This window comes from Bradyrhizobium sp. SZCCHNR2028 (assembly GCF_032380995.1).
Taxonomy (GTDB): domain Bacteria; phylum Pseudomonadota; class Alphaproteobacteria; order Rhizobiales; family Xanthobacteraceae; genus Bradyrhizobium.
Genome location: NZ_JAUHJF010000018.1, coordinates 108,153 through 124,112, shown reverse-complemented (window position 1 = coordinate 124,112; position 15,960 = coordinate 108,153). Strand labels below are relative to the sequence as shown.

Genomic DNA, 15,960 nt, shown 5'->3' with positions numbered 1-15,960 from the left:
GGAGCGCAGTCCGAGCGCAGTCCGCTGCCGCGCGCCCCTATTCGCTACTCCCTATTCGCAACTCGCTCGCGTCACCGCCGTCCCGTCGCCGCCGGCGGTGCGGGCGCGGGCTGCGAGGCCTGGGCGTTGCTCGGGCTGGCGTTGCTGGCCCCGAACAGGACCCGGGTCGGATTGCGATCGAAATTGTTCACGGCGCGGCTGATGTCGGACAGCGTGCGCCGTCCATCGGCCATCAGCGCGCCGGAGCGCTTGTCCAGATCCTCGGCGAGCTCGCGGATCGATTTCACCGTCAGGAACAGCTCGCCGCCATCCTTGCCGCCGGCCAGCGTGTTGAGACCGAGCATCAGGGTATCGGCCTTGCCCATGATGCCGTCGACACGGCTCATGACGCCATCGATGCGCTCGGAATTGCGGGCCAGCGACTGGGTGAAGACCTCGAGGTTCTTGATCGAGTTCTTCACGGCGTCCTGGTTGTCGGCGACCACCTTGTTGATGTTCTGCAGGGTGGCGCGGATCGCTTCGGTCACGTCCTGCAGCCGGGTCGGATCGGCACGCAGCACCGGCACGCCATCCTCGTCGAGCGGCGGCGGCGGCGCAGCCTCCTCGCCGCCCTTCAGCGAGATCGCGGCGACGCCGGTCAGTCCCTGGAACTCGAGCCCGACCAGGGTATCCTTGCGGATCGGCGCGTTGTTCTCGACCATCGCCAGCGCCACGACGCGGCGCGGATTGTCGAGCTTGACCGAGATGACCTCACCGACCCGGATACCATTGAAGTTGACGCTGCCGCCGTTGCGCAGACCCGCGGCCGGCCCCTCGAACACGACCCGCAGCGGGCTGCGCTGCTTGGTCGTGTGCAGGCTCTGAAACCAGAGGACAAACCCGACCGCCGCGGCAATCACTGCCAGCGTGAACGATCCGATCAGGACGTAATTCGCCCGCGTTTCCATTACCAACTCCGGTACCGGCACGTCGCAGCGGAGATCCCAGCCGCCGCTCCCATGCGCTCTCGGTTGGCGCCGGACTGCGGCACCCACCCCATCAGCTATGTCGCAGGAGTCCCCACTCCCGCTCACAAAAATAATCGCCCCGAGGGGCGCTACGCACTAACCCATCACGGCCCGTGCACGCTTGCCGTGGAAATACTGCCGGAGCCACGGATGTTCCGAGGCCTGCATGTCGGCCATCGATCCCGCAGCGATAATCTTGCCGTTGCCCAGCACGGCGATGCGGTCGCACGCCGTATACAGGCTGTCGAGATCATGGGTTACCATGAAAACGGTCAGTCCCAAAGTGCGCTGCAGGGTACGGACAAGCTCGTCGAAATCGCCGGCGCCGATCGGGTCGAGCCCCGAGGTCGGCTCATCGAGGAACACCAGCTCCGGATCGAGCGCGAGCGCGCGGGCCAGCGCGACGCGCTTGATCATGCCCCCCGACAGCTCGCTCGGGAAACGATCAGCAACATCGGGCCGCAATCCGACCATCACCAGCTTGGCGACCATGATCTCGTCGAGCAGACGCTGCGAGACCTTGAGATATTCCCGGACCGGGAACTGGATGTTCTGCCGCACCGTGAGCGAGGAGAACAACGCGCCCTGCTGGAACAGCACGCCCCAGCGCCGCTCTACGGCGCGGCGGCCGGCACGACCGGCGGCGTCGAGATCGACGCCGAACACCTCGATGTTGCCCGACAGCTTGGGCACCAGGCCGATGATGGTGCGCGTCAGCACCGACTTGCCCGCACCGGAGGGACCGACGAAGCCCAGGATCTCGCCGCGCTTGACGTCGAGGTCGAGCCCGTCGAGCACGCGCGTCTTGCCGAACTGCACGGTGACGTCACGCACGCGGATGATCGGATCGGACATCTCCTGCGTCATGTCACATCCCGACCGCGGCGAAGAAGATCGCGAACACGCCGTCCATCACGATGACGAAGAAGATACCCTTCACCACCGATGAGGTGGTGTGGCGCCCCAGCGACTCGGCGCTGCCCTGCACGGCCAGTCCTTCGACGCAGGCGACGATCCCGATCACCGCCGCCATCACCGGCGCCTTGAGCAGCCCGACCGTGAAATGATCGATCGAGATCGCATCGCGCAGGCGCAGCAGGAAGGCCTCGGGATCGACGCCGCCATAGAACCACGCCACCAGCCCGCCGCCATAGAGCGCGGCGATGTCGCCGAGGAAGGCCAGGATCGGCAGCGCGATCACCAGCGCGAGCATGCGCGGCAGGATCAGGACCTCGATCGGATCGAAGCCCATGGTGCGCAGCGCATCGATCTCCTCGCGCATCTTCATCGAGCCGAGCTCGGCCGTGTAGGCGCTGCCCGAGCGTCCGGCGATCATGATCGCCACAAGCAGCACGCCGATCTCGCGCAGCACCAGCACGCCGAGCATGTCGACCACGAAGATGTCGGCGCCGAACCTGCGGAAATGGAAGATGCCCTGCTGGGCGATGATGCAGCCGATCAGGAAGGTGATCAGCACGATGATCGGCACCGCGCGCCAGCACACCTGCTCGAGATGATGGATGGTCGAGGTCAGCCGGAAGCTGCGGGGATGAACGAGGACCCGGCCGCTGGCGACGATCACGGCGCCGAGCATGTCGATCAGCGCGGCGACCGTGCCGAAGATGCCGGCGACACTGAGGCCGATCTGGCCGAGCATGCCGGTGATGGTCACCATCGTCGCGTCGCCATTGGGCGCGGTGCTGACGCGGCGAACCTCATCGACCAGGCTGGCGTAGTTCGCAGAGAGCCCATCGATCCGGACCTCGACGGTTCCGGTCGTGAAGCTGCGGCGCAGCCGCTCGATCAGCCAGGCGCCGAACGTATCGAGCTTGGACACCTGGGAGACGTCGATCGAGACATCGACCTTCTTGCCGGCGAGCTTTTCGGCATCGGCGACGAGCCGTTCGAGCGACGGCGCAAAGGGCGCAGTCCAGGCGCCGGTCGCGCGCAGCGACAGCGCGTTGCCATCGCCACTGCGCTGCAAATCAGGGCCGCCCTTCACGACGGCCATCCTCGGAGCCTCGGACGTCCGCTCCTTGACGAGAAAAATCCCACCGCGTCGCTACCACCTTGCCGGAGACCACTATCAACAGCCATAGTCGGTCAGATCGCGCAAGCCCCAAGCGCCTCATTCCGGTTCACAAATCGCCAGACTTTCAAATGACTTCCAACGGTTTTCCAATACTGGACGCCCGGATCGGCCACTGGCCGATCGCCGGCAGCTTCACGATCAGCCGCGGCGCCAAGACCGAAGCGGTCACGGTGATCGCGGAAGTGCGACACGGCACGATCGTCGGCCGCGGCGAATGCGTGCCCTATGCGCGCTATGGCGAGACCCCCGAGGCATCGTTGAGCGCGCTGCTCGCGATGCGCGATGCGATCGCCTCTGGTCTCGACCGCAACGCCCTGCAGACGGCGATGCCACCGGGGGCGGCGCGCAATGCGCTCGACTGCGCGCTGCTCGACCTTGAAGCCAAGCGGAGCGGCCGGCGCATCTGGGACCTGCTCGGACGCCGCGCGCCGGGGCCATGCGTGACCGCCTACACGATTTCGCTCGGGACCCCCGACGTGATGACCAAAGCTGCGGCCAAGGCCGCGCACCGCCCGCTGCTCAAGATCAAGCTCGGCGGCGACGGCGATCCGGCGCGGATTGCAGCCGTGCGCGAGGCAGCTCCGCAGTCACAACTGATCGTCGATGCCAACGAGGCCTGGACCGAGGCGAATTTGGAGTCCAATCTCGCGGCCTGCGCCGCCGCCGGCGTCACGCTGGTCGAGCAGCCGCTTCCCGCAGGAAACGACGAAGCGCTCGCCAACATTGCGCGCCCGCTCGCGGTGTGCGCCGACGAGAGCGTGCACGACCGCAACTCGCTCGAAGCGCTGCGCGGACGCTACGACGCCGTCAACATCAAGCTCGACAAGGCCGGAGGGCTCACCGAGGCGCTTGCCATGGCCGATGCCGCGCGCGCGCTCGGCTTCGACATCATGGTCGGCTGCATGGTGGCGACATCGCTCTCGATGGCACCGGCCATGCTGCTGACGCCGCTCGCCCGTTTCGTCGATCTGGACGGACCGCTGCTGCTCGCCGAGGATTGCGAGCACGGCCTGCACTACGAGGACAGCCTGGTCTATCCGCCCGATCAGGCGTTGTGGGGCTGAAGCGACAGGCTTCGGTGCGCGATCCACATCAGGACGCCACCCGCTCCGGCCATCGCGGCCATCACGTAGTAGACACCGGGTCCATAGGCCGCATAGACCGGCCCCGAGAGGGCCGATGCCGCCGAGCCGACCACGCCGCTCGCAGCCGCATAATAGCCCTGCCCGCGCGCCGTCAGTTGCGCCGGCACATGGCGGACCAGCAGCCCCATGGTTCCGACCAGGGTCAGCCCGAAGGTGAAGCCGTGACTGATCTGGACCGCGGCGAGCCCGGCTGCATGCGGCTCCTGAGCCGTGAGGCTCCAGCGCAGCACGGCCGCCGCTGCACCGATCATGACCAGGTTGGCGGGCGCCAACGTGAAGCGTGGTGACAGGGCGAACACGACGATCTCGGCCAGCACGCCCATGGTCCAGAGCCAAGCGATGGTCAGCCCGCTGAAGCCCTGCGCCTTCCACGCGATGGCGGAGAACGTGTAGTAGGCCGCGTGGCTGGCCTGGATCAGCGCCGAAGCCGCGATGATGCAGAGGAAGCTCGGATGGCCCAGCAGACTGCGCCCGTCCCGGGCCAGGCCGGCGCCATGCGGCAGGGGCGGCAGCGCCTGCAGCAGCAGGCTGCTTGCCGCACCGCACAGCGCGACCAAGAGGATGATCCAGATCAGCTCGGACGACGGCGCGAGGTCGGCCACCCCGCCGCACAGCAGCGTTCCGGCGATGAATGCGGCCGATCCCCACAGCCGCAGGCGACCGTAGTTCAGGCCATAGCTCATCACGCCACGGAGCGCATAAGCGTCCGTCAGCGGGACAACGGGTGTCCATAGACAGCAGGTTGCCACGTAGACCAGGAATACCAGCCAAGGTTCGCGCTGGAAGGCGAGAACCACAAAGCCCGATGCCGTTGCGAAGGTGGTCAGCCGCATCGCGGCGCGCAGGGCCTGCCGGCGCTCGGCAACCGCGGTGATCAACGGCAGGACGGTGAAGCGGGTCACGGCGGGAACCGCGATGATCACACCGATCCACGAGGCGTCCAGCCCGATCGCCCGTAGCCACACGGGGAAAAACGGCAGATGCGTCCCCGACAGCATGAACACCGCGCCATAGAACAGCCCCAACCTGTCCGCGAATCGGCGCGACAATACCGGCGATGTGGTGGAGATTTGTCGGGACAGTGGCATCAATTCAATTGCGATTCGATCAATATCATGGTGATCGTTATGCCAACGCGCAGCAATGTGCGCGATAGGTTTGCCATGGTCGATGAAGTCTTCGCCCTCTCGCCGATATCCGCCCGCGCGGCTCAGCCGAACGAGGCCGATTACGAGGCGATCCGCGACGCCTTCATGGAGACGTCCCGAGGCCGCTGGTTCCTCGGCGAATACGCCAAACGCAACCGCAATGCCGACACCAGCATGGTGCTCGACGCCGTGGCCCGCATCGAGCATGCGCTGGCCTCGCAGCGTCAGCAGCAGCAGGAGTTCGAGCAGGCCGACAGCAAGGCGCTGCCCGAAGCGCTGGCCGCGATCCGCGCCTCGGTCGAAGACGCCGCACTCGCCGCAGCCTCTGCGGTCGACAGCATGGCCCTTGAGCAGAACCTGGCGCCGGTGCGCAAGGGCATCCGAATCATCAAGGAAATTTCCTGGCGCTGGCGCGAGATCGGCGCCGATTCCCGGATCTGCGACCTGATCGATTCACAGGTCACATCGATCGAGGCCGCGTGCGACCAGCTTGCGAGTGCCGACCCCAAGGTCGCGCTGCTTGCGGCCTTCGAGATCATCAAGACGCGGCTGAAGGAGCTCGACGCGGCGGAAGCAAGCGTTCCGCCCGCGGCTGACGAGATCAAGCCGGCGACCGAGTCCGCCGCCCCGCCAGTACCTGATGTCGCATCGGGTCCGGCTGCGGAGGCGACGGTCTCGGCTGAGCCGCAGGTGGCTTCGGGGCCGGAGCCCGTACCGGAACAGATGGAGGCGGCCCAAGCCGGGCCCGAGATGACCATTCCGCTCGTTGCCGCAGTGGCCGCGATCGAATTGGTCGAGACATCCTCCGGCGCTGACACTGTGATCATGGCGGCCGCAGCGGTTGAAGCCAGGATGGTTGACACCGACGCTGCGGCGGTGGTGCAGCCCCCCGAAATTGCGACCGAGCCGTCGGTGGACGAAACCCTTCTCGAAATCGAGCAGCACGCCGCGGCGGCCCTGGATGACGCCGTCGCCGCAGAGGCCCACGACGAAGCCGTCCTGGAATTGGTCGCGGCGGAGATGGGTGCTCCCGATCCGATCGACGATGAGGAGTTCAGCCGGGCCAGGACGCTTGGCTTCGACATTGAGGAGCCAACCTCGGTCGACGACGACATCGTCGCGAGCTTCAGCGAGCCGGCGCCGTCGGAGCCGGATCTCGCGCTGACCACGGCAGAAGTCCCGGTTGCCACGGCGGCGTCGGCTCCCGCTGCGCCTACGATGTCTGCCCCGCCAATGTATGCCCCGCCGATGCCGGCCCCGCCCGCGGCGGCCCCGCGCATGGCCTCGCCTCCAGCCTCGGCGCCAGTCCCCAGCGTGCCCGTATCGGCACCGCTTCCGGAGGCGATCACCATCGAGACCCTGGCCGCCGTGGCGGCTGCGGTCGCAGCTCAATCTCCCGCAGCGCCGCAGGCCGACGTTGCGCCGAGCCAGCAGGTCCGCCCGACCGCCGCCGCGGCTCACAGCACCAGTGCATCCGCGATGCCCAGGCCTGCCTACGAGCCGTCGCTGGGATCGACGCTCCTGTCGAACGGCCTTCTGCAGCGGCCACAGGCGCCCGCCAATGACTTGCTGGCGCCGATCCGTCGCATGACCCAGCCTGAGAAGATCGCATTCTTCTCGTAGGGCGAGAGCGTCTCGGCCACCTCCTATCGAACCTCGATCACTGAGCACCGAAAGGTGACGCGTTGATAGGTGACGCGGATCACGTACGCTGCTGCGTGATCTGCGTAGCCTGATCCTCAAGCCATTCGCTTGGCGCATGCTCGAGGAGAACGCCGTGTCCGTTCCGAAATTTCGCGCTGTAACATCCGCCTGGAAATCCCTGCTCATGTCCGCGCTGCTGGGCCTGATGGCCTGGGTCGGCCCGGACTCGGCGTTCGCCGCCGGCAGTGAGATCGACAACCTTCACACGCCACCGCGCGCGCTGGCAGCTCCCTCACCTGCAAAGGAGAGCAACACCCCCGCAGCAATCCCTCAAGGAGCCGAGCCACGCGTCGCACTCGTGATCGGCAATGCGAGCTATCAGAACGCGCCGCCGCTGGAGAACCCGGACAACGACGCCCATGCTGTTGCCAAGCTGTTGAACTCGGCCGGCTTCGAGGTGATCACGGCGACCGACCTGACGCAGAACGAGATGCTCAAGGTCGTCCAGGATTTTTCGAGCCGGGTGGCAGCAAACGGCCCGAACACCGTGGCAATGGTCTACTACGCCGGCCACGGGGTTCAGCTCGCGGGCGAGAACTATCTGATCCCGATCGATGCCCGTATCTCAGCGCCCTCCGACCTGACGACGGGGACGATCCGTCTGGTGGACCTGATGGCAACGCTCGACGCCATCCCGAGCCGCATGCGGATCGTCGTGCTGGACGCCTGCCGCAACAATCCATTCCCTGCCATCAACGATGCCGGACGCGGACTTGCCATCGTCGACGCACCGAACGGCTCCATCCTCGGATATTCGACCTCGCCTGGCGAGGAGGCGCTCGACGGGCGTGGCGAGCACAGCCCGTACGCGCAGGCGTTCCTGAACCTGGCGCGACAGCCGAACCTGCCGATCGAGCAATTGTTCAAGCGCATTCGCCTGCAGGTGAACCAGAGCACTGATGGTCGACAGACGCCGTGGGAAAGCTCTTCGTTGACCAGTGATTTCACCTTCTTCGGCGAATCCCTGGTTGCCGCAGCGCGCGCGCCGGTGAACGCGCCCGTGGTGCAGATGGCCGCCGACCTGCCGAGCCGTTCCGTGCGGCAGGCCTATGACTACGTGCTGTCGGAGAACCGTCCGCAATATTATCGCGAGTTCATCGCGATGTACCCACGCGATCCGCTCGCCGACCGCATCCGCGCACTGCTCGCCGGCCTCGTGCAGGCCGCGGCGTGGCACCAGGCCGTGCTGGCGAATTCGCCGGCCGCCTATCAGAGCTTCCGTGAATCCTATGCCGACAGCCCATATGCGCCGGTCGCGCTGCGGCTGCAGGGACAGCCTCGGCCCATCCCCGTGCTGCAACCGAGCCGTCTCATCATGCCACCGCAACTGGCACCGATCGCGCGGCCGTTCAATCCCGGCGCCCAGATCCAGAGCCATCCAGGCCTGCAACCGAAGCTGCCGGTCACCACCGTGCCGCCGCGCGGACCGATGCCGCCAACGGTGGTCACGAAAGGCAATGCCATCAACAACGCGGGTCCCAACAAGGTCGTCGATCCCAGGCCTATCGCTCAGACCAGGTTGCGCGACAGGATCATGCCGCCGGCAAATCCGCCTGTCGCCGCGAAGATCCAGCGCGATCCACTGAAGCGCAGTCCTGGACGGCCATTCGACACCCGCGAGGTCCGGCGTCCCTTCCTCGGCAATTCCGGACCGTTCAAGCCGAACATCAACGCGTCGCGTCCGTCGATGGCGCGTGGCCAAGGAGGGATGCAGGGCGGCCCGACGCGGGGCACGCCGCACGTCGCGCAGTCCGGACTGCGGATCGGCGGTGGGGGATCTGCAAAAGGCGGCCTCAGCTTTCACTGAGGCTTGATCGTCAGGCGATCAGCCTGGCGTAGAGCTCAGCATCGACATTGCCGCCGGACAAAACGATCACCACCGTCTTGCCCGCCACATCCAGCCGGCCGGCCAGCAGTGCCGCCAGCCCGACCGAACCACCGGGCTCGACCACGAGCTTCAGCTCCCGGAAGGCAAAGCCGACCGCGCGGCCCACCTCCTCATCCGAGGCCTCGACCGCAGCCGACAGAAGTTGGCTGTTGATCGCGAAGGTGATCTCGCCCGGAATCGCCGCCATCAGCGCGTCGCAGATGGTGCGTCCCTTCGCATCATGGGCCTCGCGGTGGCCGGCCCGCAGCGAGCGCGCATGGTCGTCAAAGCCCTTGGGCTCAGCCACGACCATCTGGGTGCTCGGAAAATGCGCCTTCACCGCGGTCGAGACGCCGGCAAGCAGACCACCGCCCGAAGCCGGGACGATCACCAGATCCGGCGACAGGCCGAGCGCCGCAAGGTCCTCGGCGATTTCACGACCGACGGTGCCCTGCCCTGCGATGACGTGGGGATCGTCATAGGGCGGCACCACCGTCGAGCCGCGCTTTGCTGCGATGTCGCGCGCGATCGCTTCGCGGTCCTCGCGATCGCGATCATAGAGCACGACCTCGGCACCGAACGCCTTGGTGCGCTCGCGCTTGGCCGCCGGCGCATCCGAGGGCATCACGATCGTGGCGTCCATGCCCAGCAATGTGGCGGCATGGGCGACGCCCTGCGCATGATTGCCGGAGGAGAAGGCGACGACGCCGTTGCCGCGCGCTGCCTGCGGGATCGACGCCAGTTTGTTGTAGGCGCCGCGGAACTTGAACGAGCCGGTCCGCTGCAGCACCTCCGGCTTCACGAAGACGTTCGCCTTGAACTGCTCGCTCAGCACGGGAGCCGGCAGCAGCGGAGTCCGCACGGCCACGGGCGCGAGGACGCGTGCCGCCTCATCGATGTCGGCGGCGGTCACGGGCAGGATCGGGGAATGAGCTGTCATGCCCCTATTTTACCGCGCCCGATTGCCGAGAGGCAAGGGAGCCGGTGTCAGGCGGCGCGAGCGGCCAGTTGGGGAACCGGCGCGCGCTGCCGCAGCGGATCGGTCCAGGTGAGGATCTCGAAGCGGCCGTCCTCGTGCTCGACCAGCGCCGTGCAGCTCTCGACCCAGTCGCCGCAATTCATGTAGCGAATGTCGTCCTGATCGCGGATGACAGCGCAATGGATGTGGCCGCAGATCACGCCGTCAGCGCCATGCCTTCGCGCCTCGGAGGCCAGCGCCGTCTCGAACGCGCCGATGTAGTTCACCGCGTTCTTGACCTTCTGCTTGGCCCATTGCGACAGCGACCAATAGGGAACGCCGAACATGCGACGGAAGAAGTTGACCAGACGGTTCATCTGGATCGCGAAGTCATAGGCCTTGTCGCCGAGATGGGCGAGCCAGCGCGCGTTCTGCACGACCAGATCAAAGATGTCGCCGTGGATCACCAGATAGCGTTTGCCGTCAGCGCCGGTGTGGACGATGTTCTCGACGACGTCGATGCCGCCGAAATGCGTGCCGTAATAACCGCGCAGGAACTCGTCGTGATTGCCGGGGACATAGACGATCTTGGCGCCCTTGCGCGCCTTGCGCAGCATCTTCTGCACCAGGTCGTTATGCGACTGCGGCCAATGCCAGCTCGATTTGAGCGCCCAGCCGTCGATGATGTCGCCGACCAGATAGATCGTATCTGCATCATGGTGGCGCAGGAAATCGACGAGGAGATTGGCCTGCGAGCCGCGGGCTCCGAGATGAACGTCCGAGATGAACAACGTCCGAAAGCGCCGAGCCGGGCTTTCTTCACCAGCAGTCTCAAGTCCCATGCGCGCCCACCTAACAGTCCCTGATGACACCGCGATGACGAAACGCCGCACCAGCAGAACCCATCCTGCCGGACCGCTACCGGACACCGCTCGTTCGACGACTCGCGACGTCCTTCGTCACTGCCCCGCGATACCAGCGGGGTGCGACAATCAGGCGACAGGCGGGCGGCGCGAACAGGGAAAATCAGCCTCCTATCTCGGCACGGTGACGACGCGCAGATTGTTGGTGGTGCCGGCCCGCGCGAACGGGATGCCGGCGACGACGACGAGCAGGTCGCCGGCTTCAGCGAACTCCTCCTGCACGGCGAAGAAGGTCGCGCGCTCGACCATCTCCTCGTAGCTCTGCACGTCCTGCGACAGCACGCTGTGCGCGCCCCACAGCAGGCACATGCGCCGCGAGGTGTCCTCGTTCGGCGTGATCGCCAGAATCGGCAGGCTCGGCCGCTTGCGCGCAACGCGCGAGGCCGAGGTTCCGCTCGACGTATAGGCCACGATCGCCCTGGCGTGGATTGCTGAGGCGAGATCGGCCGCCGCGGTTGCCACCGCATGCGGCGGCGTCTGCTCCTCGCCCGGCTGCGTCGCCTCGACGATCGAGCGATACATCTTGTGGCCTTCGGTGGCCTTGATGATGCTGTCCATCATCGCCACCGCCTCGCGCGGGTATTGGCCGCTGGCAGACTCCGCCGATAGCATCACCGCGTCGGCGCCGTCATAGATCGCGGTGGCGACGTCCGAGACCTCGGCGCGCGTCGGCGTCGGCGTCGCCACCATCGAATCCAGCATCTGCGTCGCGACGATCACCGGCTTCACGGCGAGCCGGCAGGCACGCACCAGCTCCTTCTGCTTGCCGGGCACGTCCTCGTTGGGAATCTCGACGCCGAGATCGCCGCGCGCGACCATGATCGCATCCGACAACTGGATGATGTCGTCGATCCGCTCCAGCGCCGCCGGCTTCTCGATCTTGGACATGATGCCGGCGCGGCCGTTGATGAGGCCCCTCGCCTCAAGCACGTCCGACGGCTTCTGCACGAACGACAGCGCCACCCAGTCGACGCCGAGCTCGAGCCCGAAGGCGAGATCGGAGCGGTCCTTGGCCGTCAGCGGCGACAGCTCCAGAATGGTGCCCGGCAGATTGACGCCCTTGTGATTGGAAATCGCGCCGCTGACGATCACCTTGGCCTCGATCCAGTCGTCGCCGAGGCCGGTGACGCGGACGCGGACGCGGCCGTCATCGATCAGAAGATCGTGACCGGGCGAGACCGCCGCAAAGATTTCCGGATGCGGCAACGGAATCGATGTCTTGTCGCCCTCGGTGCCGTTGAGGACAAATCGAATCGTCTCGCCGACTTCGACCTGGATCTTCTTGTCGCGCAGAGTGCCGACGCGAATCTTAGGACCCTGCAGATCCATCAAGATGCCGATCGGTCGCTGCACTTCCTTCTCGAGCGCGCGGATCGCGGCATGGACCTTGGCGTGATCGGCCTGGGTGCCGTGGCTGAAGTTGAGACGAAAGGTGTCCACACCGGCGAGGAACAGCGCTTTCAGCATCTCCGGAGAATTGCTCGCGGGACCGACAGTCGCAACGATCTTGGCTCGACGGTGACGACGCATGATGTGTCCTTTCTCCTTAAGCCGTGTCTCGCGTCTCTATGACACGCATGTGATTGGCATGCGCGGACGCAGCGGAAGCGCTGATATACGCCCCGCAGCGTCCATTGCAAGCGCGACACGGAACACGCCAGAATTGTGCAAGAGAACGGCACGCCTCAGGCGTTGGAGCCGTGGATCGCGTCGATGACGGCGTCGGTCACCTGCTTGGTCGTCGCCGTGCCGCCAACATCGGGGGTCAGGATGCCGGCTGCACAGACTTTCTCGACCGCAGCCATCAGCCGCGCGGCCGCGTCCGTCTCGCCGAGATGCTCGAGCATTTGCGCGCCGGTCCAGAACGTCGCGACCGGGTTGGCGATGCCCTTTCCGGTGATATCGAACGCCGAACCATGGATCGGCTCGAACATCGACGGGAAGCGCCGCTCCGGATCGATGTTGCCGGTCGGCGCCACGCCGAGGCTGCCGGCCAGCGCGCCGGCGAGATCGGACAGAATGTCGGCATGCAGATTGGTCGCCACGATGGTGTCGAGGCTCTTCGGCTGCAAGGTCATGCGCACGGTCATCGCATCGACCAGCATCTTGTCCCAGGTTACGTCGGGGAATTCGCGCGCCACTTCGGCGGCGATCTCGTCCCACATCACCATGCCGTGCCGCTGCGCATTCGACTTGGTGACGACGGTGAGGAACTTGCGCGGCCGCGACTGCGCCAGCTTGAACGCGTAGCGCATGATGCGGGTGACGCCGACGCGGGTGAAGACGGCGACCTCGGTGCCCACCTCCTCCGGCAGGCCGCGGTGCGCGCGGCCGCCCATGCCGGCATATTCGCCTTCGGAATTCTCGCGCACGATCACCCAGTCGAGATCGCCGACGCCGACATTGCGCAAGGGCGAGGCCACACCAGGCAGGATCTTGGTCGGCCGCACATTGGCGTACTGATCAAATCCCTGGCAAATCGGCAGCCGCAGGCCCCACAGCGTGATGTGGTCGGGCACGTCGGGCGCGCCGACCGCGCCGAAATAGATCGCGTCGAACGTCTTGAGCTCGGCGAGGCCGTCGGCGGGCATCATCACGCCGTGCTTCTTGTAGTAGTCCGAGCCCCAGTCGAAGGTCTTGACGTTGAAGCTGATGTCGCCTGAGCGCTTCGCGAGCGCCTCGAGCACACGGACACCTTCGGAGATGACCTCGGGGCCGATGCCGTCGGCGGGAATCGCGGCGATGGAATGGGTGCGCATGAAAGGGCTCCGTGTGATGGGTCAGGATTGCGTGGCGCACGTTGAGAACGTGACAGCAACAGGGTCAGCACCGCCGATACCACCAGCAGCCCGGCGACGAAATAGAGCCCGCCGTTGAAGCTGCCGGTCTGGTCCTTGATCCAGCCGATCATCGCTGGACCGACGAAGCCGCCGAGATTTCCGATCGAGTTGATGGTCGCGATGCCCGCCGCGGCGGCCGAGCCGGACAGGAACATGGTGGGCATGCTCCACAGCGGCGGCTTCGAGGAGGAGATGCCGACATTGACCAGCGTGAGTGCCGCGAGCACGGCGGCGACGCTGGTCGACAGCCCGGCCAGCCAGAGGCCGACGGCGGCGACGACGCAGGCCAGCACGACGTGCCAGGTGCGCTCGGCGGTGCGGTCGGAATGGCGCGCCCACAGGATCATGACGACCACGGCCACGGTCGGTGGCACCGCGTTGAGGAAGCCGACGGCGAACGACGACAGGCCGAACTGCTTGATGATCTGCGGCGCCCAGACGCCGAGCGTGTAGAGGCCGGCCGAGGTGCCGAAATAGACCAGCGCGAGCGCGAGCACGCGGATGTCGGCCAACCCGCGCCAGATGCTGTGGCTGGCGGTGGCGGCCTTGCTCGCCAGCTCGGCATTCATCGTGCGCACCAGCCAGTCGCGCTCGTCGTCGGCGAGCCAGCGCGCCTGCTCCGGACGATCGGTCATGTAGGCGAGCACGACGAAGCCGAGCAGCACCGCCGGCAGCGCCTCGATCAGGAACAGCCACTGCCAGCCCTTGAAGCCGAGAATGCCGTCCATCTCCAGCAGCGCGCCGGAAACCGGCGATCCGAGCACGGTCGACAGGGGCGCTGCCGCCATGAACAGCGCGGTGACTGCGGCGCGCTGCCGTGCCGGGAACCAGTAGGACAGATAGAGGATGATGCCGGGGAAGAAGCCTGCCTCGGCCGCGCCGAGCAGGAAGCGCAGCACGTAGAAGCTCATCGGCCCCTGCACGAAGGCCATCGCGCCCGACACGATGCCCCAGGTGATCATGACCCGCGCGATCCAGATCCGTGCCCCGAACTTGTCGAGCGCGAGGTTGGAGGGGACCTCGAACAGGAAATAGCCCCAGAAGAAGATGCCGGCGCCGAACCCATAGGCCGAGGCTGACAGCCCGATATCCTTGTTCATGGTCAGCGCCGCGAAGCCGACGTTGACGCGGTCGATGAACGCCACGAAGTAGAGCAGCATGATGAAGGGCACGATGCGCAACGTGATCTTGCGCAGCACGCGCGTTTCCAGCTCTCCGGCCATCGTCACCTCCCTGTCCCGTCTTGTCGTTGATCTGACAAGCGTAGGCGGCGAACCAGGCCGGCTTCAATACTCGCATCATTATACAAAAAAATGATATAATTCGACCCATCGCCTCATCAGGACTCCGCCATGGAATTGCACCAGCTCCGCTGCTTCGTGGCCGCCGCCGAGGAACTGCATTTCGGCAAGGCGGCGCAGCGGCTGCAGATGCTGCCCTCGGCGCTCGGACGCCAGATCAAGCTGCTGGAGGAGGATCTCGCGACGCCGCTGTTCGCTCGCACCACGCGCGCGGTGTCGCTGACCGAGCACGGCACGACCTTGCTGCGCGACGCCCGGGCGATCCTGGCCCGCGTCGAGGCGGTCGAAACCGGCTTCCGCCGCCGCGCGCGCGGCACGAAGGCGCAGCGGCTGCGCGTCGGCGCCATCGACAGCGCGGCCGCCGGGCTGCTGCCGCAATTGCTGCACGATTTTCGCGAGCAGCATCCCGGCATCGCGGTGCAGCTCACGGAGGAGAAGACAATCCGGCTGCTGCCGAAGATTCTCTCCGGCGCGCTCGACCTCGCCTTCGTCAGGCCGCCAGCGCGCACCGATGTCAGGCTCGAATTCCGCGCGCTGCTCAGCGAGAGCGCCGTCGTTGCGCTGCCGCAGCGGCACCGTCTGGCGTCGCGCGCCGCGGTCTCGCTGGCCGACATCGCCGACCAGCCGCTGATCGTCCCGGATCGGCGATCGCGGCCGCACAGCCACGACCTCACCATGAAGCTGTTCGCACAGGCCGGGCTATCGCCCGACGTGGCGCAGTTTGCCGATGAGAAGCAGACCATCGTGCATCTCGTCGCCGCGCGACTCGGCATTGCCATCGTGCCGCGCTGGACCTCGCGGCTCGCGGTCTCCGGCGTCCGCTTCGTGCCGCTGCGGATGACACGCGGCAGCACCGCCGGACGGCTTCCGCTCGCGGCAGCCTGGCTGCGCGGCTCGCGCGATCCGGCGCGCGAGGCCATGCTCGGTGTGCTCGACGCGCGGCTTGCGAAATACGCCCGCGGTGCCTGACCGCAA

At 66.5% G+C, this 15,960-nt stretch carries 13 protein-coding genes; 4 read left to right on the top strand and 9 right to left on the bottom strand.

The window, feature by feature from the left end:
- Positions 1-71 precede the first annotated feature (71 nt).
- The 3 genes from QX121_RS24890 to QX121_RS24880 form a co-directional block, all read right to left on the bottom strand.
- Positions 72-947 (bottom strand): MlaD family protein, encoded by an 876-nt coding sequence (locus QX121_RS24890; protein WP_315738821.1) that lies wholly within the window; start codon positions 945-947, stop codon positions 72-74.
- Between the two features lie 156 nt (positions 948-1,103).
- Positions 1,104-1,874, bottom strand: a complete 771-nt coding sequence (locus tag QX121_RS24885; RefSeq protein ID WP_315813285.1) for an ABC transporter ATP-binding protein — start codon at positions 1,872-1,874, stop codon at positions 1,104-1,106.
- Position 1,875: 1 nt separating this feature from the next.
- On the bottom strand, positions 1,876-3,009 hold the full coding sequence (locus QX121_RS24880; RefSeq protein ID WP_315813292.1) for an ABC transporter permease: 1,134 nt from the start codon (positions 3,007-3,009) through the stop codon (positions 1,876-1,878).
- A gap of 158 nt (positions 3,010-3,167) precedes the next feature.
- On the opposite strand from QX121_RS24880, the gene dgcA reads away from it, so the two are divergent.
- A complete protein-coding gene (gene dgcA / locus QX121_RS24875) occupies positions 3,168-4,163 on the top strand; it encodes an N-acetyl-D-Glu racemase DgcA (RefSeq protein WP_315738823.1) in 996 nt (331 codons plus the stop codon).
- On the opposite strand, the gene QX121_RS24870 is transcribed toward dgcA, so the two are convergent.
- Entirely contained in the window at positions 4,145-5,332 is a 1,188-nt protein-coding gene (locus tag QX121_RS24870) for an MFS transporter (protein ID WP_315777173.1), read from the bottom strand. The genes dgcA and QX121_RS24870 overlap by 19 nt on opposite strands.
- A gap of 75 nt (positions 5,333-5,407) precedes the next feature.
- Between QX121_RS24870 and QX121_RS24865 the strand changes: the two genes are divergently transcribed.
- Complete coding sequence (locus QX121_RS24865; protein ID WP_315813284.1) at positions 5,408-7,015, top strand: hypothetical protein; 1,608 nt, start codon at positions 5,408-5,410, stop codon at positions 7,013-7,015.
- 154 nt (positions 7,016-7,169) lie between these two features.
- Positions 7,170-8,903, top strand: a complete 1,734-nt coding sequence (locus QX121_RS24860) for a caspase family protein (protein ID WP_409999370.1) — start codon at positions 7,170-7,172, stop codon at positions 8,901-8,903.
- Between the two features lie 10 nt (positions 8,904-8,913).
- Here the strand turns inward: QX121_RS24860 and QX121_RS24855 are convergent, their stop codons facing one another.
- From QX121_RS24855 to QX121_RS24835, 5 genes are all read right to left on the bottom strand, one after another.
- Entirely contained in the window at positions 8,914-9,903 is a 990-nt protein-coding gene (locus QX121_RS24855; RefSeq protein WP_315813282.1) for a threonine/serine dehydratase, read from the bottom strand.
- 47 nt (positions 9,904-9,950) lie between these two features.
- Positions 9,951-10,763, bottom strand: a complete 813-nt coding sequence (locus QX121_RS24850) for a UDP-2,3-diacylglucosamine diphosphatase (protein ID WP_315738828.1) — start codon at positions 10,761-10,763, stop codon at positions 9,951-9,953.
- 192 nt (positions 10,764-10,955) lie between these two features.
- Positions 10,956-12,374, bottom strand: a complete 1,419-nt coding sequence (gene pyk / locus QX121_RS24845; RefSeq protein ID WP_315738829.1) for a pyruvate kinase — start codon at positions 12,372-12,374, stop codon at positions 10,956-10,958.
- A gap of 155 nt (positions 12,375-12,529) precedes the next feature.
- Positions 12,530-13,549 carry a tartrate dehydrogenase gene (locus QX121_RS24840; RefSeq protein WP_315813291.1) on the bottom strand — a complete coding sequence of 340 codons (1,020 nt, stop codon included), beginning with the start codon at positions 13,547-13,549 and terminating at the stop codon, positions 12,530-12,532.
- The gene (locus QX121_RS24835; RefSeq protein WP_315813281.1) at positions 13,438-14,907 is read right to left on the bottom strand and encodes an MFS transporter; all 1,470 of its coding nucleotides are present in this window, start codon (positions 14,905-14,907) and stop codon (positions 13,438-13,440) included. The genes QX121_RS24840 and QX121_RS24835 overlap by 112 nt, the downstream gene beginning before the upstream one ends.
- 129 nt (positions 14,908-15,036) lie before the next feature.
- On the opposite strand from QX121_RS24835, the gene QX121_RS24830 reads away from it, so the two are divergent.
- On the top strand, positions 15,037-15,954 hold the full coding sequence (locus QX121_RS24830) for a LysR family transcriptional regulator (protein WP_315813280.1): 918 nt from the start codon (positions 15,037-15,039) through the stop codon (positions 15,952-15,954).
- The last annotated feature ends 6 nt before the right edge of the window (positions 15,955-15,960 follow it).

Excerpts from the sequence above, each read along its gene's own strand:
- QX121_RS24890 (WP_315738821.1), bottom strand. The coding sequence starts at position 947 with ATGGAAACGCGGGCGAATTACGTCCTGATCGGATCGTTCACGCTGGCA.
- QX121_RS24885 (WP_315813285.1), bottom strand. The coding sequence starts at position 1,874 with ATGACGCAGGAGATGTCCGATCCGATCATCCGCGTGCGTGACGTCACC.
- dgcA (WP_315738823.1), top strand. The coding sequence starts at position 3,168 with ATGACTTCCAACGGTTTTCCAATACTGGACGCCCGGATCGGCCACTGG.
- QX121_RS24870 (WP_315777173.1), bottom strand. The coding sequence starts at position 5,332 with ATGCCACTGTCCCGACAAATCTCCACCACATCGCCGGTATTGTCGCGC.
- QX121_RS24865 (WP_315813284.1), top strand. The coding sequence starts at position 5,408 with ATGGTCGATGAAGTCTTCGCCCTCTCGCCGATATCCGCCCGCGCGGCT.
- QX121_RS24855 (WP_315813282.1), bottom strand. The coding sequence starts at position 9,903 with ATGACAGCTCATTCCCCGATCCTGCCCGTGACCGCCGCCGACATCGAT.
- QX121_RS24850 (WP_315738828.1), bottom strand. The coding sequence starts at position 10,763 with ATGGGACTTGAGACTGCTGGTGAAGAAAGCCCGGCTCGGCGCTTTCGG.
- pyk (WP_315738829.1), bottom strand. The coding sequence starts at position 12,374 with ATGCGTCGTCACCGTCGAGCCAAGATCGTTGCGACTGTCGGTCCCGCG.
- QX121_RS24835 (WP_315813281.1), bottom strand. The coding sequence starts at position 14,907 with ATGGCCGGAGAGCTGGAAACGCGCGTGCTGCGCAAGATCACGTTGCGC.
- QX121_RS24830 (WP_315813280.1), top strand. The coding sequence starts at position 15,037 with ATGGAATTGCACCAGCTCCGCTGCTTCGTGGCCGCCGCCGAGGAACTG.